The organism is Bradyrhizobium sp. ISRA464 (genome assembly GCF_029910095.1).
Classification (GTDB): domain Bacteria; phylum Pseudomonadota; class Alphaproteobacteria; order Rhizobiales; family Xanthobacteraceae; genus Bradyrhizobium.
Genome location: NZ_CP094526.1, coordinates 1,570,605 through 1,594,453 on the forward strand (window position 1 = coordinate 1,570,605; position 23,849 = coordinate 1,594,453).

Genomic DNA, 23,849 nt, shown 5'->3' on the forward strand with positions numbered 1-23,849 from the left:
TTCCAGAAATATCCCTTTAGCAGAATATGGTACCGCCGTCCGGCTGTCGCCAACATGAACAGCCTTGCCTGCTCATTGTCGCAGGAACGCCTCAAGCTTGGCGAACAGCGGGTTCTCGCGATCGAACACATAGTCGAGCGACACCACCGACACCGTATCGGCGCCGTGGTCGCGCAGGAAGCTGCCGAGCGCGTAGAGCTTGCCCGGTGGGCAGTGCAGCGTGAGCATGCCGGAGGAGGTCGGCCCGCCGAACGGGGCGACCACGCCGAAGCGGTTATGCGCCTCGGAAAGCAGTGCATCGTTGCAGCCGGCGAAGCGGGTGCGGACCTCGCGATACTTGTTGGCGCGGGCGCGTGCGGCGATGTGGTCGAGGATGATGCGCGCGGTCTCGCGCGCGCCGTCCGACCAGTCGGCGTCCTTCGAGGCGACCAGATTGGCCTGGCTGCGCAGGATCACGCCGTCGTCCAGCACCTTCAGCCCGTTGGCGGCGAGCGTCGCGCCCGTCGTGGTGATGTCGACGATCAGTTCCGCAGAGCCTGCGGCGGGCGCGCCCTCGGTGGCACCGGCGCTTTCGACGATGCGGTAGTCGCCGACGCCGTGCTTGGCGAAGAAGCCCCGCGTCAGGTTGATGTATTTGGTCGCCACCCGCATGCGGTGATTGTGCTGCTCGCGGAAGCCGGAGGCGACGTCGTCGAGATCGGCCATGGTGCGAACGTCGATCCAGGCCTGCGGCACCGCGACCACGACATTGGCGCTGCCGAAGCCGAGCCCGTCGATCAGCAGCACGCGCCGGTCCGCATCAGGAATGCTCTCGCGCACCAGATCCTCTCCGGTGACGCCGAGATGCACCGCGCCGCGCGCCAGATTGGCCGCGATCTCGCTCGCCGAGAGATAGGCGATCTCGACATTGTCGAGGCCGGCGATGGTGCCGCGATAGTCGCGCGCGCCGCCGGGTTTCGACAGGCTCAGCCCGGCGCGGGCGAAGAAGCCTTCCGCGTTTTCCTGCAAGCGCCCCTTGGAGGGAACGGCGACGACGAAGGGCGTGCTCATGCGGCGCCTCCGTTGGCGGCGGCCTTGCCGTGCTTGGTCATCGCCTCGATCCACACCGAGAAGCCGACGGCGGGAATCGGGGTGGCCGAACCCAGCTGCGTCATCAACCCGTCATAGCGGCCGCCGGCGATCAGCGGCTCGGCGCCATTGCCCTTGGCGTGCAACTCGAACTCGAAGCCGGTGTAGTAGTCGAGGCCGCGGCCGAACGAGGTTGAGAACCGCGTCTTGTGGGTATCGATGCCGCGCGCGGCCATGAAGCCGACGCGGCTCTCGAACTGATCGATCGCGGTGGTGAGGTTGAGCCTGGCGTCATCGGCCAGCGCGCGCAGCTGCGCGACGGCATCGTCGGGATCGCCCGCGATCGACAGGAAGCGCTTGATGACATCGACCGCATCGCGCGGCAGCGCGCCGCCCTTCAGCGTCGATTGCTCGAGGAAGCGGTCGGCGATCTCGGCCACCGTGCGGCCGCCGACATTGGTGGTGCCGGCGATCGACATCAGATCGGTGACCAGCGCCAGCGCCGCCTTGCGGTCGGAGCCGGCGAGCGCGGCGAGCACGCCTTCATATTCGTTGCGGCCGGGCGCGGTCGCGAGCGTCAGGCGCTCGATGTCGTCGGTCAGCGAGACCTTGCGGTTGAAATCCTTGATCAGCCGCCGCCGCCACACCGGGTAAAGATCGAGTGCCTCGAGCAGCGCGTTGAACAGCGCGACGTCGCCGGTGCGGATCTCGACATCGGTCAGCCCGAACGCGGTGGTCGCCTCCAGCGCCAGCGCCAGCATCTCGGCGTCGGCCGCGGCGCGGTCCTGTCGGCCGAAGGATTCGATGCCGGCCTGCAGGAACTCGCTGGGCCGGCCCCAGCGATAGCGGAACACGGCGCCGAGATAGCTGAAGCCCGCCGGCTGGCCGGCTCTGTCGGAGGCGAGGTAGTCGCGCGCCACGGGAATCGTGAGGTCCGGGCGCAGACAGAGCTCCTCGCCGGTCGCGTCCGTCGTCAGATAGAGGCTCTTGCGGATGTCCTCGCCGGACAGGTCGAGGAACGGCTCGGCCGGCTGCAGGATGGCGGGCTCGGCCCGGAGATAGCCGGCCTGCGCGAACGAGGCCAGCAGCGCATCCGCCCAGGAGGCGGATCCGGCGGCGGATCCGGTCGTGCGTGTCGCGGCAGCTTCGGTCATCTTACGGTCCAAACGGTGCGGAATTTGGGTTCCGGCTCGGGGTTCCAGGTTGGTTTGGCGCAGCCCTTACCATGGCCCAAGTGAGGTTTCGACAGGGATCGGCCAAGTGGCTTAATGGGCGGCTTAATGATTGGGTGCGTTAACGATTTTACGACGGCTTGGCTAGGGGCAGATGCCGCTGGGGGCGGCCCGTCACCGATTTATGGATTGCAAGCCCCATCATCCTTGAGGTGCGAGCGGAGCGAGCCTCAGGATGACGGTAACGAAGTGCGCATCCCATTTCCCTTCCAATCCCCCAGCGCCGCCTGCACCAGAGTCAGCGCCGCCACGCCGGCGGTGTCCGCCCGCAGGATGCGCGGGCCGAGCGCCAGGCGGAGGATGTTGGGCTGGCGCAGCAGAACGGCGCGCTCTTCCTCGGCAAATCCGCCCTCCGGCCCGATCAGGACGTCGATCCCGCCATTTGCGGCCGTTGCCGCCTGCAGCGCCCGCATGGGATCGGCCACCTCGGCGGCCTCGTCGCAAAACACCAGCAGGCGCGCCTGCTCGCGGCCGGCGAGGAAACGATCGAGCGCGACGGGATCGGCCACCTCGGCGAGCGAGATGATCCCGCATTGCTCGGCCGCCTCGATCACATTGGCGCGCATCCGCTCGCTATTGACCCGCGAGACCTGGGTAAAGCGCGTCAGCACCGGCTGCAGCCGCGCGGCGCCCATCTCGACCGCCTTCTGCACCATGTAGTCGAGCCGCGCATGCTTCAGCGGGGCGAACACATAGGCGATGTCGGGCAGGCGGTCCTGCGCACGGGTCTGTGTGTCGATCGTCAAGATATCGGCCCGCTTGCGGCCGGAGATCGCGGCGCGCCATTCGCCGTCGCGACCGTTGAACACCCGCACCGTGTCGCCTGCGGCAAGCCGCAGCACATTGCCGAGATAGTTGCTCTGGTTGCGGTCCAATTCGACCGTCTGGCCGGCGCGCAATGGCGCGTCGACGAACAGCCGCGGGCTGCGGAAATTGAGTTCAGGCATAGTTGATGGTCCGCTTTGGCTGCGCTTGTAGCCTAAAGGCTTAGAATCCGGGAACAATTTAATGCAGCGGGCGCGGCCCTACGCCGCGCTGTCGCCCAAATCCACGGGTTGTTAAGGCGTCACAGGAATCGTAAAACGCCCCCGAATTTCGTTGCTTCGTTTTGATGCGCTGGGGTTGCCTGGACCTTTTGCCGGAGAAACGCCCTCGATGATCCGCCGCCTGATCGTGCTGACCGTTGCCGCGACCGCCCTCTGCGGAGGACAGGCCGTGGCCCAAGGCGCCTTTCCGGCCCCATTGCCTAATCAGGTTGGCACCGCCTCGGACCCGGCGTTTCCGCCGGTCAATGGCGGGCGTGCCGGCACCGCCTCCGATCCCGCGTTTCCGCCCGTCAACGGCGTTCCGGCCGCCAGAGTTGGCGTGGCGCCGTCGCCATTCCCGAGCAACGGTGCGGCGCCGATCGCCGGCGGCGGGCTCTCGTCGCCGCCACCGCCCGGTGCCGCGGCCGGTGGTCCCAGCGACGCCTGTATGAAGAACTTCGTTCCGCTGCGCGAGGAAGCTGAAAAGCGCGGCAAAATGATCAAGGCGGCGAGCGATCGGCATGCCGGGCCTGACGAGGCCTGCAAGCTGATCCGCAATTACAGTCAGGCCGAGGTCAAGATGATCAAATATGTCGAGACCAACGCCACCAAGTGCGGAATCCCGTCGCAGATCGCCGACCAGCTCAAGGCCGGCCACAAGAACACCGAAGGTCTTCTGACCAAGGTCTGCAACGCTGCGCAGCAGGCGCAGGCGCGCGGACCGGCGGGCCCGACGCTCAGCGACGTGCTGGGCTCCTCGGCCTCGGTGCCGGAGGCAACGCCGACCAAGCGGGGCGGCAGCACCTTCGATACGCTGAACGGCAACGTTCTCACCCGATGATCGATCGCCCATGAGCGACCTCAGCGCCCGCGTTGCCGACTCCACAGGCAACTGGGTCGATACGCATGCGCCGGCATGGACGCGGCCGTATCTGCGGCTCGCCCGGTTCGACCGACCGATCGGATCGTGGCTGCTGTTGATGCCGTGCTGGTGGTCGGCGGCGCTCGCCGCCGGCGTTGCGGATGACGTCAGGTCATTGCCGCTCGTGGTCGTGTTGTTCTTCATCGGCGCCTTCGTGATGCGCGGCGCCGGCTGCACCTGGAACGACATCACCGATCGCGATCTCGATGCGAGGGTCGAGCGCACGCGGTCGCGGCCGATCCCGGCCGGGCAGGTGACGGTGACGCAGGCGGTGGTCTTCATGATCCTGCAGGCGCTGGTCGGACTCGCGGTGCTCCTGCAGTTCAACCGCTTCGCGGTGTTGACCGGCATCGCCTCGCTTCTGATCGTCGCGATCTATCCCTTCATGAAGCGCATCACCTGGTGGCCGCAGGTCGTGCTGGGCCTCGCCTTCTCCTACGGCGCGCTGATGGGATTTGCGGTGACGTTTGCGCGGATCGATGCAACCGCGCTTGCGCTCTATGCCGGATCGATCGCCTGGGTGATCGCCTACGACACCATCTACGCGCATCAGGACGCCGAGGACGACGCGCTGATCGGCGTCAAATCCACCGCGCGGCTGTTCGGCGCGCGCACCCATCGCGCGCTTGTGCTGTTCTACGGCCTTGCCGTGCTCCTGATCGGCGTGGCGTTCGGTCTCGCGAGCGTGCACTGGCCGGCCTGGATCGGGCTTGCGGCCTTTGCGCTGCATCTCGCCTGGCAGATCCGGCGGCTCGACATCAGCAACCCCGCGCTCTGCCTGCGCATCTTCAAATCCAACCGCGACGCCGGCCTCATCCTGTTCGCGAGCCTGGTCGTCGATGCGGTGCTGCGCGCGGCGTGACGTGTTGATATGCGTGGCGCGACGTCTTCGTACGTGAGGTGAGCACGCTACTTAGGCTCCTTCCCCCTGGTGGGGGCCGAGGCGAGCAAAGCTCGCTCTAGAGGTTGGGGAGAGGGGTAAGCCGCGGGCCGAGCTGAGCGATGAGGATGATGAGGATATCGTCGTCCCAATCTTCGTTCGCGTGTCGCCGTCACGAATATGGAGAGGGCACGTCGTGTGGCACCCCTCTCCCTAACCCTCTCCCGCAAGGGGAGAGGGAACCCTTCCGCCGGTGCGGCCCTGACTTGCCAATCACTGAGTTGCCCGACGTGGCAAGCCCCCGCAGCAAAAATATTTCTGTTTTCCAGAAGTGCAACTCGGTCTATGATCCGCCCGTCTCACCCGCCTGAGGGGCGCTTCGCGATCGTCACGAGTGTTGGGTTGGGATGCGGTGGACGCCTCACGTGCAACTGACGAGTGCGCATGAGGCGGACGGTGAAGTCGTGCAGGCCTGACGCCCTAGTGGCAGGTGTCTCATCAGCAAGAGGCAAGACCTCTCGCTGATGACGGTGACAACAAAGCCCAGTCTCGCCGGGGAGAGCACGTATAAGCCGTAAAACCATCGCGCAGGGAAAGCCGGAGTGTTTTCCGGTTTCACCTGTGGTCCTACCCCTGTGCTTTTTTTGTTGCACAGGGCCCATGGGTGCGATCGGCACCCGGCTTTCCCTGCGCCCTCTGTTAAGGGAGAGGGCGAAATGAGATGCAAACCTCGGACGCATCGCGCCGCGAGAATGCGGATGTACGACTCACAGAATGCGCTACACACACACGGCGTCGTCCTGGCGAAAGCCAGGACCCATTACCCCAAATATTGATTGTTGCGCGACGCTGGGGCCACGATCCCGTTCATCTGCAACTGTGGTGGTTATGGGTCCTGGCTTTCCAGGCCGTGCAAAAATGTCGGCGCGGTGCCTGGAGCTGAGAACGAGGAGGGCACCCTCAAGCTGGACAGGGCCGGAGCGCCTTGAGCAGAGCGGGTACGCTCTTGATGGCAATCAGTCTCTTGAGGTTGTAGGCGATGATGCTGAGCGCCAGTTCGGCTTTGGCTTTGCGCAATCCGCGGACGAGGAAGCGCGGGGTTCCCATCAACCATTTGATGGTCGCGAACGGATGCTCGGCGACTTCGCGGCGGAGCCTCATCCAGCTTGGATCGGCGATCGCCCGCTGATGCATGGCCTCGCGGTCATCGTCATGGAAGCCGCGCACGATGATCCGCTGCGCCGCCTCGGTGCATTGCGATTTCAGCGGACAGGCCGGGCAGGCTTGCGTCCGATATTCCTTCTTCTGTTTGGTGTGGGAGGTCTTGAAGAGTTGGAGGACCTCACCGGCAGGGCAACCCCAGCTGTCGCTCTCTCGGGCGTAGCTGAACTGATCGCGGCTGAAGTATTGCTTGCCCTTCGGATTGACCCGCTCGCCATGCGGTACGATCGCGGTGATCCCGTCCTGCTCACATTGCTTGCCGTGCGCGCCGTTGGCATAGCCGGTATCGGCAACGACGCTCACCTGATCGGCGCCGACGGCCGCCTTGCCCTGCCGGGCCATCGGGTGGAGTTGCTGCAGATCGTTGCCCTCGTTGGTCAGATCGAACGCAACGATCATGTCATGCTGGGCATCGACCGCGATCTGTGCATTGTAGGCAACCTGATGGCCGCGCGGCGTGCGCATGAGCTTGGCCTCAGGCTCACCCAGCACCTTCTGCTTGAGCCCTTCCTGAACCAGCTGTTCGGCCTGCTGCTGCAATTCAGCCCGCTGAGCCCTCAACGCGGCAAGGGCTGCAGCCACGTCGGTCTTGGTCGGCTCAAGCGGCGTCTCCTCGGCGTCGGCCTCATCCATCGCCGTCAGGTAGTCGGCGATCTTGCGCTCGATCGCCGCATCCCGCTCCGCAAGCTTCGCCTTGGTGATCACCTGCTTGCGGCTCGCCGCCGCAGCAATCTTGCTCCCGTCGATCGCCAGGACTTCGCCTCCAAACACCGATTGCTCGCGGCAGAACTTTATAAAGGCCCGGCAGACCCCGGCAATCGCCTCAGGATAGTCCTTGCGGAAGTCCGCAATGGTCTTGAACACCGGCCTCACCCGGTTGATCAGCCAGAACACTTCGACATTGCGCCGAGCCTCACGCTCAAGCCGCCGGCTCGAACGCATCTGGTTCAGATACCCGTAGACATAAAGCTTCAACAGATCGCGCGGATCGTAAGGCGGCCGCCCCGTCGCCTCCGCCTCAACGTTCGAGAAACCCAGCCCGGCAAGGTCCAGGCTGTCCACAAAACCGTCAATGACGCGCACCGCGCTGTCTGCCGCGATCACCTCGTCCAACGTCTCGGGATACAACGTCGCCTGATAGCGCGATTGGCCAACGATGTGTGCCATCCTGCCCCCGAATCCGTCTCTGCCTCCCAAATCCAACATCAGACCGTGGTTTTTGCACGGCCTGTTTCGCCAGGACGACGAACGACGAGTCCAGTTCACAACACAAGCCGCGGAGTATGGATCCCGGCCTGCGCCAGGACGACCGCGATTGCGAGCGCGCGGCGTGCAAGCCGTGAACTCAATCCCGCGCGATGATCTCGCGCTCACCGCGATGCACGCGGGGTTCGTTGAGCTGGACGCCGGCGCGGCGGCGGACCAGGAATTTCGGGCGGCGGCTGCGGATCGCATTACGGCGGCGGCGGCGCGGGGCCGGATCGCGCGGTGCTTCCTCGGTCAGTTGCGGAAGACCGAAGATGTCGCTCCACATCTGCCAGGCGGAGGCGATCTCGTCGGCGTCCGAACTGGTGCCGAGTGGAATCGCGAGCGAAGGATCGCGGTGAACCAGCACCAGCATCTGCGCGTCGTCGATGCCGCGCACCGCGACGCCGAGAAAGTCGCTGACGCGAACGTTGACGGCCATCCGCATGCCTTTGACGGCACGGCGTAGCACGACGTGTTCGCGATGAAGCTCGACCTGCCGCGTGCCGCCGTCCGCGCGCGTGTCCTGCGCGTGGAAGCTGAGCGGAAGGGAAAGAGGGTCGAGCCGCAGTGCACGGCTCGACCCGGCGGAGTTGATCCCGCCTGTTGGTGTTTGACGCCTCACGGCTTTATCTCCCCGCCGGGATTATGTTCCCGGTCGATGCGTGAGACCTTAGCCGAACGATTTCCGTTTCAGCTTAAAAAGCCTGGTTAACCCGATGTCACCAGCGCTGCTTCTGCCGCCATGATTGACAAGAGGTTGGCCCGGATGATTGACGAAGCCTTGCCGCGATTGCGAGAATCTTTGCCGTTGCCGGGGTAAACCGCTTGAATTCCCTGTGAATCCGGCACATCTGGTGGGTTCGTCGACCTCGTTCCGACCCCGTCCAATCCGCAGGAATTTGTTCGTGAACCCTTCACCATTTGCATCGTCGCGACACGGTGATACCTCCGATCTGTTTGATCAATCGGGCTTGAGCAAGCTCGCGCAGCGTCTGGTCGACGCAGCCAAGCGCGCGGGCGCCGATGCCGCCGACGCGGTCGCGGTGCGCGGCGTCTCGCAGGGCGTCGAGGTGCGCGACGGCCGGGTCGAGGAAACCGAGCGTTCGGAAGGCGACGACGTCGGGTTGCGCGTGTTCGTCGGCCAGCGCCAGGCGGTGGTGTCGACCAATGACGTCAGCGGTGACGGTGTCGCGAAGCTCGCCGAGCGCGCGGTCGCGATGGCGCGCGTGGCGCCCGACGACAAATATGTCGGGCTAGCCGATCCGGCGCTGCTTGCGCATGATTTCCCCGATCTCGATCTGCTCGACCGCAAGGTTCCTTCCACCGCCGAGCTGGAGCAGCGCGCGATGGAGGCGGAGGCCGCGGCGCTCGCGGTCAAGGGCGTCACCAAATCAGGCGGTGCGTCGGCTTCGACCGGGATCGGCGGCATGGTGCTGGTGACCTCGACCGGCTTCCACGGCTCCTATTTGCGTTCCAGCCAAAGCATCTCGACGACGGCGATTTCAGGCGAAGGCACCGGCATGGAGCGCGACTACGATTTCACCAGCGCGCTGCATGCGTCAGATCTCGATTCGCCCGCTACCGTCGGCCGCAAGGCCGGCGAGCGCGCGGTGGCGCGGTCCAATCCGCGCAAGGTCGAAACCTGCAAGGTGCCGGTGATCTACGACCCGCGGGTTGCGGGCTCGATCATCGGCCATCTCGTCGGCGCCATCAACGGCGCCTCGATCGCGCGCAAGACCAGCTTCCTGAAGGACCGGCTCGGCGAGCAGCTGTTCTCGAAGACCATCCGCATCATCGACGATCCGTTGCGGGTGCGTGGCCTGCGCTCGCAGACCTTCGATGCCGAGGGCGTCAAGGTGAAGAAAACAGCGCTGATCGATGATGGCGTGCTGACAACATGGATTCTGGACTCCGCGACCGCGCGCGAGCTTGGCCTCGTCACGACCGGCCACGCCCATCGCGGCGTGTCGTCCTCACCCTCGCCGGGATCATACAATTTGCATCTCGAGCCCGGCACGGTGACTCCGAAGGAGCTGATCTCCGACATCAAGCAGGGCTTCTATGTGACAGATTTGATCGGATCCGGTGTCAACGGCGTGACGGGCGACTACAGCCGCGGCGCGTCCGGCTTCTGGATCGAGAATGGCGAGATCACCTATCCGGTCAGCGAGGTGACCATCGCGGGCCATCTGCTGCCGATGTTCAAGTCGCTGGTTGCGGCCAACGATCTGGAATTCCGCTACGGCGTCAACGCGCCGACGCTGCGCATCGAGGGCCTGACGCTTGGCGGACGCTGATACGGACGACTGGATCAAGGCCCGCGACGCGGCATTGCTGACCAAGACGGTGCACGAGGCGGGACGGCTGGCGCTGTCGCTGTTCCGGACCGAGCTGAAGAACTGGATCAAGGGTGCCTCGTCGCCGGTCTCCGAAGCCGACATCGCGGTGAACGACCTGCTGGAGGAGCGGCTGCGCGCGGCAACGCCGGATTACGGCTGGTTGTCGGAGGAAAGCGCCGATGACGAGACGAGGCTCGGCAAGCGCCTGACCTGGATCGTCGATCCGATCGACGGCACCCGCGCCTATCTCGCCGGTCGCGAGGACTGGTGCGTCAGCGTGGCGCTGGTTGAGAAGGCGTCGCCGTTGCTCGCGGCGGTGTATGCACCGGCCTCCGATGAATTCTTTTTCGCCGCGCGCGGGCAGGGGGCGACCCGCAACGACATCGCCGTGCACGCGACCGCCGGCACCGATTTCGACTTTCTGCGTATGGCGGGGCCAAAGCCCCTCGTGCAACGGCTCGGTCCGACGTCGGGCGAGATCACGCTCTATCCGCGAATCGGATCGTTGGCCTTGCGGCTGTGCCGGGTCGCACAAGGTCATCTTGACGCGGCCTTCGCGGGTGGGCAAAGCCGCGACTGGGATCTTGCCGCGGCGAATTTGATCGTGCAGGAAGCGGATGGTAAGATGACTGCGCTCTCGGGGGATGCGATTGAGTACAATCGCCGGGAGGTATCGCATGGGGTGCTGGTGGCAGCGGGACGTGATCGTCATGCACGCATTGTCGAGCATTTTCGTAACCGTCCATTGCCCTGAAGCTCCATCGATCCGCACCGCGCATTCGACGAGCACGACCAGTCCTGTGACGACCAGACCCGTGAAGACCACGCTCCAACTTGCTTGCCGGGCATCCCGTTAGGAAAAGGCCATCATGTCAGACAATGCCCAGCCGCAACTGCTCCACCTCGTCATCGGTGGCGAGTTGACCGATCTCGAGCACAACACCTTCAAGAACCTGGACGAAGTCGACATCGTCGGGGTGTACCCGAACTATGCGACTGCTTACGCGGCCTGGAAGGCGAAGGCGCAGCAGACGGTGGACAACGCCCAGATGCGCTATTTCGTTGTTCACCTCCACCGGTTGCTCGATCCTGAGCAGGACGCAAAGCACTCCCATTGAAACGTTTTTTTCGCGATTTGCTGCGCAGCGCCTTCGTGCAGCGCGCGCTGGGTGTGCTTGCGGCCGAGTACTTGCGGCTGGTCTGGCTCACCAACCGCTTCAGCTACGACCCGCCGGATGTCTATGAGCAGGTCGAGCCGATGATGCCGGCGATTTTCGTGTTCTGGCACGGCCAGCACCTGATGACGCCGTTCGTCAAGATCAAGGAGAGCTATCGCGCCAAGGTGCTGATCTCCCGGCACCCCGACGGCGAGTTCAACGCGATCGCGGCCGAGCGGCTCGGGATCGGCACCATCCGCGGTTCCGGCGACCACTCCGGCGCCTTCAACCGCAAGGGCGGCGTCGGTGCCTTCAAGGAGATGGGACGGGCACTGGAAGATGGCTGGAATGTCGCGACCACGGCCGATGTGCCGAAGCGGGCGCGGGTGGCAGGCCTCGGTCCTGTGATGCTGGCGCGGGAGACCGGCCGGCCGATCCTCGCTTTGGCGATGGTCACCAGCCGTTTCATCCGGTTGAAAAACTGGGATTCCACCACCATCAATTTGCCATTCGGGCGAGGCGCAGTGGTAGGTATTGAGCCGGTTTACGTGCCGCCCGATGCCGATGCCGCGACCATGGAAAAGCTTCGGCAGCACGTGGAGTTTCTTCTGAACGAAGCGACCCGACGCGCCTATGCCGCGGTCGGGCGGCCGGAGGCAGCGCTTGGCTAGCTCGCTCCCGATGACGTTGCGCGTGTATCGCAAGCTGTCGTCTGCGATGGTGCCGCTCGCGCCTGCTTTGATCAAACGACGCTTGAGGCTCGGCAAGGAAGATCCCGCACGGGTCGGCGAGCGGCGCGGCATGAGCGACGACGTCCGGCCGCACGGCCCGCTGGTCTGGATCCACGGCGCGAGCGTCGGCGAGGTGCTGGCGGCCGCGGCGCTGATCGAGCGCCTGCGCGCGTTCAATCTGCGCATCCTCCTCACCTCGGGCACGGTGACCTCGGCCGCGATCGTGGCGAAACGTTTCCCGCCTGACGTGATCCACCAGTACGTGCCGTATGACTCGCCGCGCTATGTCGCGCGCTTCCTCGATCACTGGCGGCCCTCGCTGGCGCTGTTCATCGAGTCAGATCTGTGGCCGAACCTGATCCTGTCGAGCGCCGCCCGGCGGCTGCCGATGGTGCTGATCAACGGGCGGATGTCACAGCGCTCGTTCCCGCGCTGGCGCCGCGTCTCCAACACCATTTCCGCGCTGCTCGGCCGGTTCGATATCTGCCTTGCCCAATCGGATACCGATGCCGAACGCTTCGCCGCGCTCGGCAGCCGCCGCGTCGTCACCACGGGCAATCTCAAGCTCGACGTGCCGGCGCCGCCGGCCGATCCCGCCAAGCTGGAGCGGCTGATGTCGGTGACGCGCGGCCGCCCGATCGCGGTCTCGGCCTCCACCCATCCGGGCGAGGAAGAGATCCTGATCGAGACGCACAAGACGCTCTCGGGCTTCTTCCCCGGACTGCTCACGGTGATCGTGCCGCGCCACGCCGATCGCGGCGAATCGGTCGCGCGGCTCGTCACCGCCGCGGGCCTGCGCCCCGGCCTGCGCTCGCATGAGGACCTGCCGGTCGCGACCACCGACATCTATGTCGCCGATACGATGGGCGAGCTCGGCTTGTTCTATCGGCTGGCACCAATCGTGTTCATGGGCGGCTCGCTGGTCCCGCATGGCGGCCAGAATCCGATCGAGGCCATCAAGCTCGGCGCCGCGATCGTGCATGGTCCGCATGTCTTCAATTTCACCGACGTCTATGAGGCGCTGGATCGCTCCGGCGGCGCGAGGCGCGCCGATGATCGGGAAGCGTTGGTCAAGCAGCTCGGCCAGTTCCTGGCCGACCCCGCTGCGCGCGACGCTTCGCTCGCGGCATCGGAGCGCGTCGTCGAGCAGCTTGGCGGCGCGCTGGAGCGCACGCTGACGGCGCTCGAGCCCTATCTGTTGCAGCTGCGGCTCGAGATGGGAGCCGCCAATGCGTGAGCCGGCCTTCTGGTACCGGCCTTCGTCTTGGATATCGCATCTGTTGAGACCGCTCGCCGCGCTTTACGGCGCGATCGCCGCGCAGCGCATGCAGCGCGTCGGCGCGGATGCCGGCATTCCGGTCTTTTGCATCGGCAATTATCACGTCGGCGGCGCCGGCAAGACGCCGACCGTGCTGGCGCTCGCGAAGCTGCTGCGTGAGCTCGACGAGCGGCCGGTGGTGCTCAGCCGTGGCTATGGCGGCAGGCTGCGTGGCCCGGTCAAGGTCGATCCCGACAGCCACACTGCGGCGGATGTCGGCGACGAGCCGCTGATGATGGCGTCGACGCTGCCGGTCGTGGTTTCGCGCGCGCGCGCCGAGGGCCTCGCGCTGGCACGGGCCCAGGACGCGAGCGTGATCCTCATGGACGACGGCTTCCAGAATCCGTCGGTGGTCAAGGATGCTTCATTCATCGTCATCGACGGCAAGCGCGGGCTCGGAAATGGTCGTGTCTTTCCGGCCGGACCCCTGCGCGCGCCGCTGCCGCCGCAGCTGGCGCGGACCGACGCGCTGATCGTGGTCGGCGAGGGGAATGCGGCGCAAAAGATCGCGGCCGAGCTCGCGTCGCGCGGCAAGCCCGTGCTCCCGGCGCGGCTGAAGCCGGATGAAGCTTCGCTCGCAGCGTTGCGCGACAAACGCGCGCTCGCCTTTGCCGGCATCGGCGATCCCGCGCGCTTCTTCAACACGCTGCGGACCAGCGGTGTCGAGGTCGTGCAGGGCCGCGCCTTCGCCGATCACCACGCCTTTACGAAGGCTGAGATCGACGCGCTCGTTGCGGAGGCGCGCCGCGACGGCTTGGCGCTGGTGACAACGGAAAAGGATCTTGCGCGGTTGCGCGCCGCGGGCGGGATACCGGCCTGGGCGCAGGCGATCGTGCCGTTCGCCGTCACGCTGCAGTTCGCGGATGCGTCAGCGCTGCGGCGCTTCGTGACCGATCAGCTGTTCAAGGCAAGGCAGAGGAGATTGAGCAAGTGAGCCTAGCCTTGCGGCTTCAGTGCGTCGGGGAAATGCCGCTGCAGCACGGCGCCCGGGGTGGCGTAGGCTTCCTGCAGGTCGACGCTCCAGTACTTGAGTTCGTCGAGCGGGATCCGTGAGTCCGTGATCGCGCAGCGCACGAAGGTGCCGGGCGAGATCACGCGGAAATCGCCGTCCAGATACTGCACCTGCGCCTCGCCGTGGCCCGAGGGACCGAACTTGTTCAGCACGATTGAACTCTCCGCCTTGCCTCACATGAGGCTTACTGGATGTTCATGAAGCCGTCTATCACAGATAGGGCGGCATGTCCGTCCATTAAACCACCGACTTGTGATGATTTGGCGGCAGACGCGCATGGTAGCCTTGCGCGCATGGTTCGCTGTGTTTTCAGCACTATAACGAGCCGGCCGGATCGGATGCACTTCAAGTCGGTTTTCATGTTTCTGGCGATGTTTGCCGCGCCGGTCGCGGCCGCGACGCCGCTTCCAGCCCCCCATCAGGTCGAGATCCCCGAAGGCAGCGTCACGCTGCATGCGCAGCTTTATCGGCCCACCGGGGACGGCCCGTTCCCGACCGTGATCGCGCTGCATGGCTGCGGCGGCCTCGCCAGCCGCACCGAGCCGGTGCTGCCGCGCTATCGCGATTGGGCCGAGCAGCTGCTGACCACCGGTCACGCGGTCCTGCTGCCGGACAGCTACGGCTCGCGCGAGCTCGGCCCACAGTGCCGCGCCAAGGAGCATCAGGTCCAGATCCGCCGCCAGCGGGTCGCCGACATCAATGCCGCGCGGCAGTGGCTGGTGCAGCAGAAATGGGTGGCGCGCAAACGCATCAGCCTGGTGGGCTGGGGCAGCGGCGCCGGCGCCTTGCTGTGGGCGGTGCGGCCGCAATTGTGGTCGCGCACCATCGATCCGGATTTTCGCTCGGCGATCGCATTCTATCCGGATTGCCGGACCTCCTTCGGCCTCGGCTGGAGTGCGCGGGTTCCGACGCTGGTCCTGATCGGCGGGCGCGACGACGTCTCTTCGGCTTTGGCCTGCCATCAGATGGTCGACGGCGCGCGCGGCCGCAGCGCGCTCGCCAGGATCGTGGTCTATCCCGAGGCCTATCACGGCTTCGATCGCGCCAACCTGCCGGGGCGCGCGATCGGTGTCTCGTCCGATGCTGCGACCATCGAGCACGGTCACGTCGGAACCGATGCGAATGCGCGCAAGGACGCGCAAAAGCGCGTCGCCGAATGGCTGGCGCGTTAAAGCGTTCTCGAGCGAAGTGGACACCGGTTCGCGTGAAGAAAGCGCGTCAAGAAACGCGTCAAGACAGGAATCTGGAGCTATCGGTTCTGATTCAATCTGAACCGATAGCTCTAGAACAGACTGCCCTGATCGACCGGCTTTGCGGTGCGCTTGGGCGCCGCGGGCTTGGTCTCGCGTGGCGCCTTGGGCTCGCTTGCGGGCGCCGCCGTCGCCGGTGGCCGATCGGGATCGGCGGTGGCGGCGACGCGGCCGTCGGCGAACTCGATCGAGAGACTGGCGCCCGGGCTCACGGCGGCAGCCGAGTGAACCGCATGGCCGCGTTCGTCGCGCACCAGCGCAAAGCCGCGCGCCAGCACGCCGCGATAGGACAGTGCCGACAGCAACTGGCCGCTATGCGCGACGCGCGCCTCGAGGCGCTGCATCGCGGTTGCCAGCGCGCGGCGGGCGCGTTCGGCAAGGCGGTGGGTGCGCTCGAGGTCTCGCGCGATCGCGTTGCGCTGGGCCTGCGCATTGGCGAGCTTCGAGGCCTTCAGCCGGATCTCGAGCCCGGCAAACCGCTCGCGCCGGCTGCGCAGCAGCGAGCGCGCCGACAGGTCGATGCGTTCACCCGAGACGGTCAGCCGCTGCCGCGCATGCGCGACCTGGCCGCGCAGCACGCCGATGGTGAGCCGCGCGCTGCTTGCGGCGAAGCGGCGAAAATGTGCATGGGTGTTGGCCCTCAGCCCGCGCGGCAGCGCCGCGCCGAGGTGATCGAGCCGCTGGCTCGGGATCGCGAGCAATTCGCTCGCCGCCGGCAGCGCGCGCGCCGCGGCACGCAGCTCGTTGCGGCGGGCCTCCTGGCCGCGCTGCCAGCACACCATGACGCGGCGCGCGAGCGCAGTGACCTCGACGAACAGCTCGCTCCGCACCGGCACCGCCATTTCGGCGGCCGCCGTCGGCGTCGGCGCGCGCTTGTCGGCGACAAAGTCGATCAGCGTGATGTCGGTCTCGTGGCCGACCGCAGAGATCAGCGGGATATGGCTTTCGGCCGCGGCGCGGACCACGATCTCCTCGTTGAACGACCAGAGGTCCTCCAGCGATCCGCCGCCGCGCGCGACGATCAGCAGATCGGGCCGCGGAACCCGACCGCCCTCGGGCAGCGCGTTGAAGCCGCGAATCGCGGCGGCGACCTGCTCGGCGGAGCCTTCGCCCTGCACCTTGACGGGCCAGACCAGCACATGGCGGGGAAAGCGGTCTTCCAGGCGGTGCAGGATGTCGCGGATCACGGCGCCGGTCGGCGAGGTGACGACGCCGATCACCTCCGGCAGCCAGGGCAGGAGCTGCTTGCGCGCCTCGTCGAACAAACCTTCGGCCGCGAGCTTCTTCTTGCGTTCCTCCATCAGCGCCATCAGCGCGCCGACGCCGGCCGGCTCCAGCGATTCGATGACGATCTGGTATTTCGAGGAGTTCGGATAGGTCGTCAGCTTGCCGGTTGCGATGACCTCGAGCCCTTCCTGCGGCTTGAAGCGCATCCGGGTGTAGGCGAACTTCCAGATCACCGCCTCGATCTTGGCGCTCTCATCCTTCAACGCGAAATAGCAGTGGCCGGACGAGTGCGGTCCGCGAAAACCGGAGATTTCACCGCGGACGCGGACATGGCCGAACCGGTCCTCCACCGTCCGCTTCAGGGCGGAGGAGAGTTCCGAGACGGTGAATTCAGGCGCGTTGACGAGATTCGGAGCGGCGGTCATTCAACTGATAGAATCGGGGTTTTCGACCCCGTGTGCAAGGTCCGGACGCCCCATTTCAGGCGTCGAATCACATATCCACATCTGATCGAACCACGCATTGCTGCGGTCCGCCGCCGTGCTAAACCGAACAAAATGGCGTTACAACCCCTCAACCGGCGATCCACATGAACATCCTCCTGCTCGGTTCCGGCGGCCGCGAACATGCGCTGGCGTGGAAGATCGCAGCGTCCCCCCTGGTGACAAAACTCTGGTGCGCGCCGGGTAATGCCGGGATGGCGCGCGAGGCCGAATGCGTCGCGCTCAATGTCGCCGACCATGCGGCGGTGATCGAATTCTGCACGCGCAATGCGGTGGACCTGGTTGTCGTCGGGCCGGAGACGCCGCTCGCCGCCGGCATCGTCGACGATCTTGCCGCCGTGGGTATCAAGGCGTTCGGGCCGCGCAAGCAGGCCGCCCAGCTCGAGGGCTCGAAGGGATTTACGAAGGATCTCTGCCACGAGTTCAACATTCCGACCGGCGCCTATCGCCGCTTCGACAATGCGCAGGATGCGCTGGCCTATGTCCGCGCGCACGGCACGCCGATCGTGGTCAAGGCGGATGGCCTTGCCGCCGGCAAGGGCGTCGTGGTGGCGAAGACGCTGGCTGAGGCCGAGGCCGCGATCGCCATGATGTTCGAGGGCGCGTTCGGCTCCGCCGGCGCCGAGGTCGTGATCGAGGAATTCTTGTCGGGCCGCGAGATCAGCTTCTTCGCGCTGTGCGACGGCGAGACCGCGATTCCGCTGGCGTCAGCGCAGGACCACAAGCGGGTGTTCGATCACGACGAAGGCCCGAACACCGGCGGCATGGGCGCCTATTCGCCGACGCCGTTCGTGACCCCAGACGTCCACGACCAGATCATGGCGCGGATCATCCTGCCGACGGTCGCCGGAATGAAGAGCCGCGGCACGCCGTTCAAGGGCGTGCTCTATGCCGGCGTGATGCTGACTGCGCAGGGCCCAAAACTGTTCGAATACAATGTCCGCTTCGGCGATCCCGAATGCCAGGTGCTGATGCTGCGGATGATGTCGGACATCGTGCCGGCGTTCCTTGCCGCCTGCGACGGGCAACTGAAGAATTTCGATCTGCGCTGGTATCCCGAGCCCGCGCTCACCGTGGTGATGGCGGCGAAGGGCTATCCCGGCGACTACGCCAAGGGCACGCGGATCGACGGGCTCGATGATGCCGCCAAGGTCGAGGGCGTCGAGATCTTCCACGCCGGCACGGTCGCGACGGACGGCGCGATCCTCGCCAATGGCGGGCGCGTGCTGAACGTCTGCGCGATGGGCAAAACCGTCACCGAGGCACGGGACCGCGCTTATCAGGCCGTCGATCGCATCAAGTGGTCGGACGGCTTCTGCCGGCGCGACATCGCCTGGCAAGCGGTGGAGGCGGAAAAGGCGAGGGGCTAGGTTGTTCCGCTCTCCCAAGGCGTCATGCGCGGGCTTGACCCGCGCATCCATCGTCTTCGGAAGGGTCTTTTTGCGCGACGGATTGCCGGGTCAAGCCTGGTCAAGCCCGGCAATGACGATGGAGTACGCGGGGCGCAGTTACAGCAAATCCCCACCCGCGGCCGACGCAGTGGTGCCGTGCTCGCGGAACGCCTTGATGACGTTCTTGCCGATCTTCCACTTGTGGATCTCGTCGGGACCGTCGACCAGCCGCTGCGAGCGCACCTGCGTGTACCATTTCGCGAGCGGCGTATCCTGGCTGTAGCCGAGCGCGCCGTGAAGCTGGATCGCGGTGTCGATCACCTTGTGCACCATATGCGCATGGAAGATCTTCGCGATCGAGTTTTCCTGCCTGATATCGAGGCCCTTCTCCGCCTTGTAGGCGATGTGCAGCAGCATCAGCCGGCCGATATAGAGCTCGCTTGCGCAGTCGGCGAGCATGAACTGCACGGCCTGGCGGTCGGCCAAGGGCGAGCCGAAGGTCGAGCGCTTGGTGACGTGGGCGACCGCCATGTCGAGCGCGCGCTGCGCCTTGGCGACGTTGTGCATGCCGTGGCGCAGCCGGCCGTAGGCGAGGCGGTGCTGGCCCATGTTGAAACCGTTGCCCTCGCCGCCGAGCAGATTGTCCGCGGGCACCTTCAGATCCCTGATCTCGATCTCGGAATGGCCGCCATGGATCACGTCGTCATGCGGCCCCTCGATCGCCATGTTCGGCACGTTGCGCTTGATGCGGTAGCCGGGGTTGGGCAACTCGACGATGAAGGTGGAGTACTGCTTGTGGCGCGGCGCGTTCGGATCGGTCTTCGCCATCACCAGCGCGAGGTCGGCGACACTCGCCGACGAGGAGAACCATTTCTCGCCGTTGAGGACGTAATTCTCGTTGCCGTCCTTCACCGCGGTGGTCTGCATGCCGGTGGCGTCGGCGCCGGCGGCCTTCTCCGTCATCGAGAAGCAGATGCGCTTTTCGCCGTTCAGCAGGGGTTTTAGGAACTTCTCCTTCTGGTACTCCGTGCCGTGCGCCAGGATCGTCATCATCGAGGCGTCATCCGGACCCTGCGTGTTCAGCGCCAACGCACCGAGCATGCTTTCGCCGAGCTCCATCTGCACCAGCGCGTTCGCCAGCGGCCCGAGCCCCATACCGCCGTACTCCTTCGGCACGAACGGGCACCACAGCCCTTGCGCGCGGGCTTTCCTCCGCAGCGGGGCGAGCACGTCGGCGAGCGGCCTGGTGTCCAGCTCCTTTTCCGCGGGAATGCACTCGTCGTGCACGAATTTGCGAACTTTCTCGCGGATCGCCTTGGCCTCGGCCGGAATCTCGAAATCGATCGACATGGCACTTCCTCGTTTTCGCGTTGTTGTTGCTTGGGCTCGGGGATGGCATAAACCCCGCTTGGGCCAGCGGCAACGCCAAACAAAGTTTGAAGCAGCACGTGCCGCGAGAGGGAAGGAGCCACCGATGCCTGATCTCGCTGATCTTTTTCCCGGCTATGCCTCCGAATGGATCAACACCTCGCAGGGCCGCATCTTCGCCCGCGTCGGCGGCAAGGGGCCGCCGCTGTTGCTGCTGCATGGATTCTCGTCGACGCATGTGATGTGGCATCCCGTCGCGCCTGATCTCGACGACAATTTCACGCTGATCATCGCCGACCTGCCGGGCTACGGGTGGTCCGACATGCCCGACAGCGACAGGGACCATACGCCCTACACCAAGCGCGCGATGGCCAGGACAATGATCGAAGCGATGGAGAAGCTCGGTCATGTGCATTTCGCGCTCGCCGGCCACGACCGCGGCGGCCGCGTGTCCTACCGGCTCGCGCTCGATCATCCCGGCCGGCTGTCGAAGCTCGCCGTGCTCGATATCGCGCCGACCTATGATTACTGGCAGAAGCTGAATCGGCTGTCTGCGCTGAAGATCTACCATTGGGCCTTCCTGGCGCAGCCCTATCCGCTGCCGGAGACGCTGATCTCGGGCCATGGCGAGTTCTTCCTGAAGGAGAAGATGGCGAGCCAGACCAAGAGCAAGACGCTCGATGCCATCGATCCGCGCGCGCTTGAGCATTATCTCGCGCCGTTCCGCGATCCCGCCCGCGTGCACGCGATGTGCGAGGACTATCGCGCCGGCGCCTATGCCGACTATGAGATCGACAAGGCCGATTTCGACGCCGGCAAGAAGATCACGATCCCGATGCTGGCGCTGTGGGGCGATGCCGGGGTTGCCAGCGCCGCAACCACGCCGCTCGACACCTGGAAGAACTGGGCCACCAATGTCAGCGGTGCGCCGGTGGACTGCGGGCATTTTCTCACCGAGGAAGCTCCGGATGCGACGGCAAAGCTGCTGCGGGAGTTTTTCCTGGCGGCGTAGCGCAACTCGTCGCCCGTCACCCCCGCGCAACGGCTATGCCGTTGTCGCTGGAGGAGCCCGCATAGCGGGTGTCTCGAAGGGCGACGGCCCGACTGTGGCCGTGCATCCCTCGAGGCTCGCCCAGCGGCGCAAATGCGCCGCAAGGATCACACCTCAGTATGACGGATCAGCAGCGTAGCCCGGATGGAGCTCCGCGAAATCCGGGATGGTTTCCGCAGAGGAATTTCCCCGGATTGCGCGGCGCTTCATCCGGGCTACGGGTCACCGCCGCGCCCGGAAAAAATCCTTCAGCAGCGCCGCGGCCTCGGTCTCGCCGACCGCGCCATAGACCTCGGGCACGTGGTGGCAGGTCGGCTGCGCGAAGAATCGCACGCCGGACTCGACCGCGCCGCCCTTGGGGTCGGCGGCGCCGTAATAGAGCCGGCGGATGCGGGCAAAGGAGATCGCGCCCGCGCACATGGTGCAGGGCTCAAGCGTGACGTAGAGGTCGCAGTCGACCAGCCGCTCGGTGCCGATTGCCTCGGCAGCCTGCCGGATCGCCAGGATTTCCGCATGCGCCGTCGGGTCGCGATCGGTCAGCGTGCGGTTGCCGGCCTTGGCGATCACCTCGTAGCCCCGCACAATCACGCATCCGATCGGAACTTCGCCCGCTTTTCCGGCATTTTCGGCGGTTTCCAGCGCCAAATCCATGAAAGAAGGGGCTGACATGCCTCGTATCATCCGAAGAAACCTGCTAGTACCGTCGCCTTCAGCAAAAGTGGATGCCGGTTTTGCGCCAGTCGCGCCCCAAATGGCGCGCGTATCGCCCGGTTGCCCCGCTCCAATAGAACCTTCAGGCGAGACCATTCATGCCCCGCGACAGCGACAAACACAACGACTCCCCGCGCGGCCGGCGTGATCGAGGCGGCCCCGGCAAGGGCCGCTCTGCTGGCCGTGGCGGCTCCGACAAGCCGTTCGGCAAGCGCAGCTTTGGCGGCAAGGGTGATCGCGACAAGCGGTCGTTCGGCGACAAGGGCGAAGGCCGGCCGTTCCGCCGCCGCGAGGACGGTGATGCGCCGCGCCGCGATTACGGCGACCGGCCGCGCTTCAAGCGCGACGACCGCGGGCGCGACGATAGCGAGAAGCGCGCGTTCAAGCCACGCGGCGAGCGGCGCGACTCTGATCGTGACGATCGGGCCCCGCGCGGCGAACGCGGTGGACGGCCCGCGGGACGCTTCTCCGACAAGAAGTTCGGCGACGAGCGCCGCTATGGCGATCGCGACCGCGAGAAGCGGCCCTATACGCCGCGTGGTGAACGCGACGGCGAGAAGCGCTCCTACACGCCGCGCGGCGAACGCGCGGAGCGCAAATTCGACGACAGGAAGTTTTCGCGGGGCGATCGCGACAAGCGCTCATTCGGCGACAAGCCCGAGGGGCGGCCGTTCCGCCGCCGCGAGGATGGCGATGCGCCGCGTCGCGATTTCGGCGACCGGCCGCGTTTCAAGCGCGATCGCGAGTTCGAGGGCCGCGACCGCAGCGACGAGAAGCCCTGGCAGAAGCGCGAGCGTAAGCCACGCGACGATCGCGGCGGCGACGAGCGGCCGCGCTTTTCAAGGTCTCGCGACGACCGCGAGCAGGGCGACCGTTCGTTCCGCGAGCGGCCGAAGTTCAGCCGGCCGCGCTGGGATCGTAAGGGCGGCTCCGGAAATCGCGATGAAGAGGGCGGCCCACGCAGGCGCGAGCGGCCCGAAGGCCGCATGGACTGGCAGGAGCATCCGCGCAGCGAGGGCCGCTTCTCCGACCGTCCGCGCCGCGACAATGAGGATGACAGCAAGATTTTCGCGAAACGCCCGGCCTTCGGTGGACGCGGTGCGTATCGCGAGCGATCCTTCGACGACCGGCGCAGCCGTCCCGAGCCGAAGCCGAAGAAATCCGGCGAGCGCATCGCAAAGGTGCTGGCCCGCGCCGGTCTCGCCTCGCGCCGCGACGCCGAGGAGATGGTGACGCAAGGCCGCGTTACCGTGAACGGACGCGTGATCAATTCACCGGCGCTCGATGTCACGGCCAACGATGTCGTGGCGGTGGACGGAACGCCGTTGCCGCCGCGCGAGCGGACGCGGCTGTTCCTCTATCACAAGCCGCGCGGGCTGATGACGACGCATGCCGATCCCGAGGGGCGGCCGACCGTGTTCGACAATCTGCCGGAAGGCCTGCCGCGGTTGATCTCGATCGGCCGGCTCGACTTCAACACCGAGGGCCTGCTGCTGCTCACCAACGACGGCGGCCTGGCGCGGACGCTGGAATTGCCCGACACCGGATGGCTGCGGCGCTATCGCGTGCGCGCGCATGGCGAGGTGACGCAGGCGCAACTCGACGAGCTGAAGAAGGGGGTCGAGGTCGACGGCGTCAAATACGGGCCGATCGATGCGACGCTGGAGCGCGACCAGGGCGCCAATGTCTGGGTGGTGTTTGCGATCCGCGAGGGCAAGAACCGTGAGGTGCGCAACGTGATGGCGCATCTCGGCCTCGAGGTGAACCGGTTGATCCGGGTGTCTTACGGTCCGTTCCAGCTTGGCGAGATCGAGGAGGGCCAGGTCGAGGAAGTCAAGACGCGGGTGCTGCGCGAGCAGCTCGGCGAGAAGGTCGCCAAGCTTGCGGGCGCCGATTTCACCCGGCCGGAGCAGCGCGAGGCCGGCGACGACGGCGCGCCGGGCGGCAAGAAGCCGTTCAAGCCGGCGGCCAAGAGGGCCGTGATCAACGACCGCAAGGGCCGCCGCGTGCTGGTGCAGCGCACCGGCAGCGAGGAGGCGCGCGCCCGCAACGAGGACGAGGCCAATGGTTACGGCCCGCCACGCCGTCCCAAGCGCGGCTATCACGGCAAGCGCGATCTGACGCCGCGGGACGAGTAGGGGGCCGGTATGAGCCACGCGTTTTTTGCCGCGGTGATTGCTGAGTGGCACGCTGTG

Annotated in this window: 21 protein-coding genes; 12 read left to right on the forward strand and 9 right to left on the reverse strand. The window is 66.1% G+C overall.

Annotated features, from left to right (window positions below; genetic code table 11):
- Positions 1 to 72: 72 nt before the first annotated feature.
- From hisG to MTX19_RS07390, 3 genes are all read right to left on the reverse strand, one after another.
- Positions 73 to 1,050, reverse strand: a complete 978-nt coding sequence (hisG, locus tag MTX19_RS07380; RefSeq protein WP_280983052.1) for an ATP phosphoribosyltransferase — start codon at positions 1,048 to 1,050, stop codon at positions 73 to 75.
- A complete protein-coding gene (locus MTX19_RS07385) occupies positions 1,047 to 2,222 on the reverse strand; it encodes an ATP phosphoribosyltransferase regulatory subunit (protein ID WP_280983053.1) in 1,176 nt (391 codons plus the stop codon). Before MTX19_RS07385 ends, hisG begins: the two co-directional genes overlap by 4 nt.
- Before the next feature lie 248 nt (positions 2,223 to 2,470).
- Positions 2,471 to 3,247 carry a 16S rRNA (uracil(1498)-N(3))-methyltransferase gene (locus MTX19_RS07390; protein WP_280985907.1) on the reverse strand — a complete coding sequence of 259 codons (777 nt, stop codon included), beginning with the start codon at positions 3,245 to 3,247 and terminating at the stop codon, positions 2,471 to 2,473.
- Between the two features lie 208 nt (positions 3,248 to 3,455).
- Here MTX19_RS07390 and MTX19_RS07395 point away from each other — a divergent pair, with 208 nt between their 5' ends.
- Complete coding sequence (locus tag MTX19_RS07395) at positions 3,456 to 4,166, forward strand: hypothetical protein (protein WP_280983055.1); 711 nt, start codon at positions 3,456 to 3,458, stop codon at positions 4,164 to 4,166.
- Between the two features lie 10 nt (positions 4,167 to 4,176).
- Positions 4,177 to 5,109, forward strand: coding sequence for a 4-hydroxybenzoate octaprenyltransferase (ubiA, locus tag MTX19_RS07400; protein WP_280983056.1), 933 nt, complete (start codon positions 4,177 to 4,179; stop codon positions 5,107 to 5,109).
- Between the two features lie 978 nt (positions 5,110 to 6,087).
- Here ubiA and MTX19_RS07405 read toward each other — a convergent pair.
- Both MTX19_RS07405 and MTX19_RS07410 read right to left on the reverse strand, forming a co-directional pair.
- A complete protein-coding gene (locus MTX19_RS07405; protein ID WP_280983057.1) occupies positions 6,088 to 7,515 on the reverse strand; it encodes an IS1182 family transposase in 1,428 nt (475 codons plus the stop codon).
- 178 nt (positions 7,516 to 7,693) lie between these two features.
- Positions 7,694 to 8,218, reverse strand: a complete 525-nt coding sequence (locus tag MTX19_RS07410) for a DUF6101 family protein (RefSeq protein ID WP_280983058.1) — start codon at positions 8,216 to 8,218, stop codon at positions 7,694 to 7,696.
- Positions 8,219 to 8,501: 283 nt separating this feature from the next.
- Between MTX19_RS07410 and MTX19_RS07415 the strand changes: the two genes are divergently transcribed.
- The 6 genes from MTX19_RS07415 (at position 8,502) to lpxK (ending at position 14,075) form a co-directional block, all read left to right on the forward strand.
- On the forward strand, positions 8,502 to 9,893 hold the full coding sequence (locus tag MTX19_RS07415) for a TldD/PmbA family protein (RefSeq protein WP_280985908.1): 1,392 nt from the start codon (positions 8,502 to 8,504) through the stop codon (positions 9,891 to 9,893).
- Complete coding sequence (locus MTX19_RS07420; protein ID WP_280983059.1) at positions 9,880 to 10,689, forward strand: 3'(2'),5'-bisphosphate nucleotidase CysQ; 810 nt, start codon at positions 9,880 to 9,882, stop codon at positions 10,687 to 10,689. Before MTX19_RS07415 ends, MTX19_RS07420 begins: the two co-directional genes overlap by 14 nt.
- A gap of 115 nt (positions 10,690 to 10,804) precedes the next feature.
- Positions 10,805 to 11,053, forward strand: a complete 249-nt coding sequence (locus MTX19_RS07425; RefSeq protein ID WP_280975834.1) for a DUF4170 domain-containing protein — start codon at positions 10,805 to 10,807, stop codon at positions 11,051 to 11,053.
- On the forward strand, positions 11,050 to 11,763 hold the full coding sequence (locus MTX19_RS07430) for a lysophospholipid acyltransferase family protein (RefSeq protein WP_280985909.1): 714 nt from the start codon (positions 11,050 to 11,052) through the stop codon (positions 11,761 to 11,763). The genes MTX19_RS07425 and MTX19_RS07430 overlap by 4 nt, the downstream gene beginning before the upstream one ends.
- Entirely contained in the window at positions 11,726 to 13,060 is a 1,335-nt protein-coding gene (locus tag MTX19_RS07435; RefSeq protein ID WP_280983060.1) for a 3-deoxy-D-manno-octulosonic acid transferase, read from the forward strand. The genes MTX19_RS07430 and MTX19_RS07435 overlap by 38 nt, the downstream gene beginning before the upstream one ends.
- Positions 13,053 to 14,075, forward strand: coding sequence for a tetraacyldisaccharide 4'-kinase (lpxK, locus tag MTX19_RS07440; protein WP_280983061.1), 1,023 nt, complete (start codon positions 13,053 to 13,055; stop codon positions 14,073 to 14,075). Before MTX19_RS07435 ends, lpxK begins: the two co-directional genes overlap by 8 nt.
- Positions 14,076 to 14,077: 2 nt before the next feature.
- On the opposite strand, the gene MTX19_RS07445 is transcribed toward lpxK, so the two are convergent.
- Positions 14,078 to 14,305 carry a DUF2093 domain-containing protein gene (locus MTX19_RS07445; RefSeq protein ID WP_280983062.1) on the reverse strand — a complete coding sequence of 76 codons (228 nt, stop codon included), beginning with the start codon at positions 14,303 to 14,305 and terminating at the stop codon, positions 14,078 to 14,080.
- 207 nt (positions 14,306 to 14,512) lie between these two features.
- On the opposite strand from MTX19_RS07445, the gene MTX19_RS07450 reads away from it, so the two are divergent.
- Complete coding sequence (locus tag MTX19_RS07450; protein WP_280984720.1) at positions 14,513 to 15,325, forward strand: dienelactone hydrolase family protein; 813 nt, start codon at positions 14,513 to 14,515, stop codon at positions 15,323 to 15,325.
- Between the two features lie 110 nt (positions 15,326 to 15,435).
- On the opposite strand, the gene xseA is transcribed toward MTX19_RS07450, so the two are convergent.
- Positions 15,436 to 17,055, reverse strand: coding sequence for an exodeoxyribonuclease VII large subunit (gene xseA / locus MTX19_RS07455; RefSeq protein WP_280983063.1), 1,620 nt, complete (start codon positions 17,053 to 17,055; stop codon positions 15,436 to 15,438).
- Between the two features lie 164 nt (positions 17,056 to 17,219).
- Here xseA and purD point away from each other — a divergent pair, with 164 nt between their 5' ends.
- Positions 17,220 to 18,503: a phosphoribosylamine--glycine ligase gene (purD, locus tag MTX19_RS07460; RefSeq protein WP_280983064.1), complete on the forward strand. Its 1,284-nt coding sequence runs from the start codon at positions 17,220 to 17,222 to the stop codon at positions 18,501 to 18,503.
- A 138-nt stretch (positions 18,504 to 18,641) separates the two neighbouring features.
- On the opposite strand, the gene MTX19_RS07465 is transcribed toward purD, so the two are convergent.
- Positions 18,642 to 19,874: an acyl-CoA dehydrogenase family protein gene (locus MTX19_RS07465; protein ID WP_280983065.1), complete on the reverse strand. Its 1,233-nt coding sequence runs from the start codon at positions 19,872 to 19,874 to the stop codon at positions 18,642 to 18,644.
- 124 nt (positions 19,875 to 19,998) lie between these two features.
- Here MTX19_RS07465 and MTX19_RS07470 point away from each other — a divergent pair, with 124 nt between their 5' ends.
- Positions 19,999 to 20,904 carry an alpha/beta hydrolase gene (locus MTX19_RS07470; protein ID WP_280983066.1) on the forward strand — a complete coding sequence of 302 codons (906 nt, stop codon included), beginning with the start codon at positions 19,999 to 20,001 and terminating at the stop codon, positions 20,902 to 20,904.
- Between the two features lie 261 nt (positions 20,905 to 21,165).
- On the opposite strand, the gene MTX19_RS07475 is transcribed toward MTX19_RS07470, so the two are convergent.
- A complete protein-coding gene (locus MTX19_RS07475; RefSeq protein WP_280983067.1) occupies positions 21,166 to 21,612 on the reverse strand; it encodes a nucleoside deaminase in 447 nt (148 codons plus the stop codon).
- A 140-nt stretch (positions 21,613 to 21,752) separates the two neighbouring features.
- On the opposite strand from MTX19_RS07475, the gene MTX19_RS07480 reads away from it, so the two are divergent.
- Positions 21,753 to 23,792, forward strand: coding sequence for a pseudouridine synthase (locus MTX19_RS07480; RefSeq protein ID WP_280983068.1), 2,040 nt, complete (start codon positions 21,753 to 21,755; stop codon positions 23,790 to 23,792).
- The last annotated feature ends 57 nt before the right edge of the window (positions 23,793 to 23,849 follow it).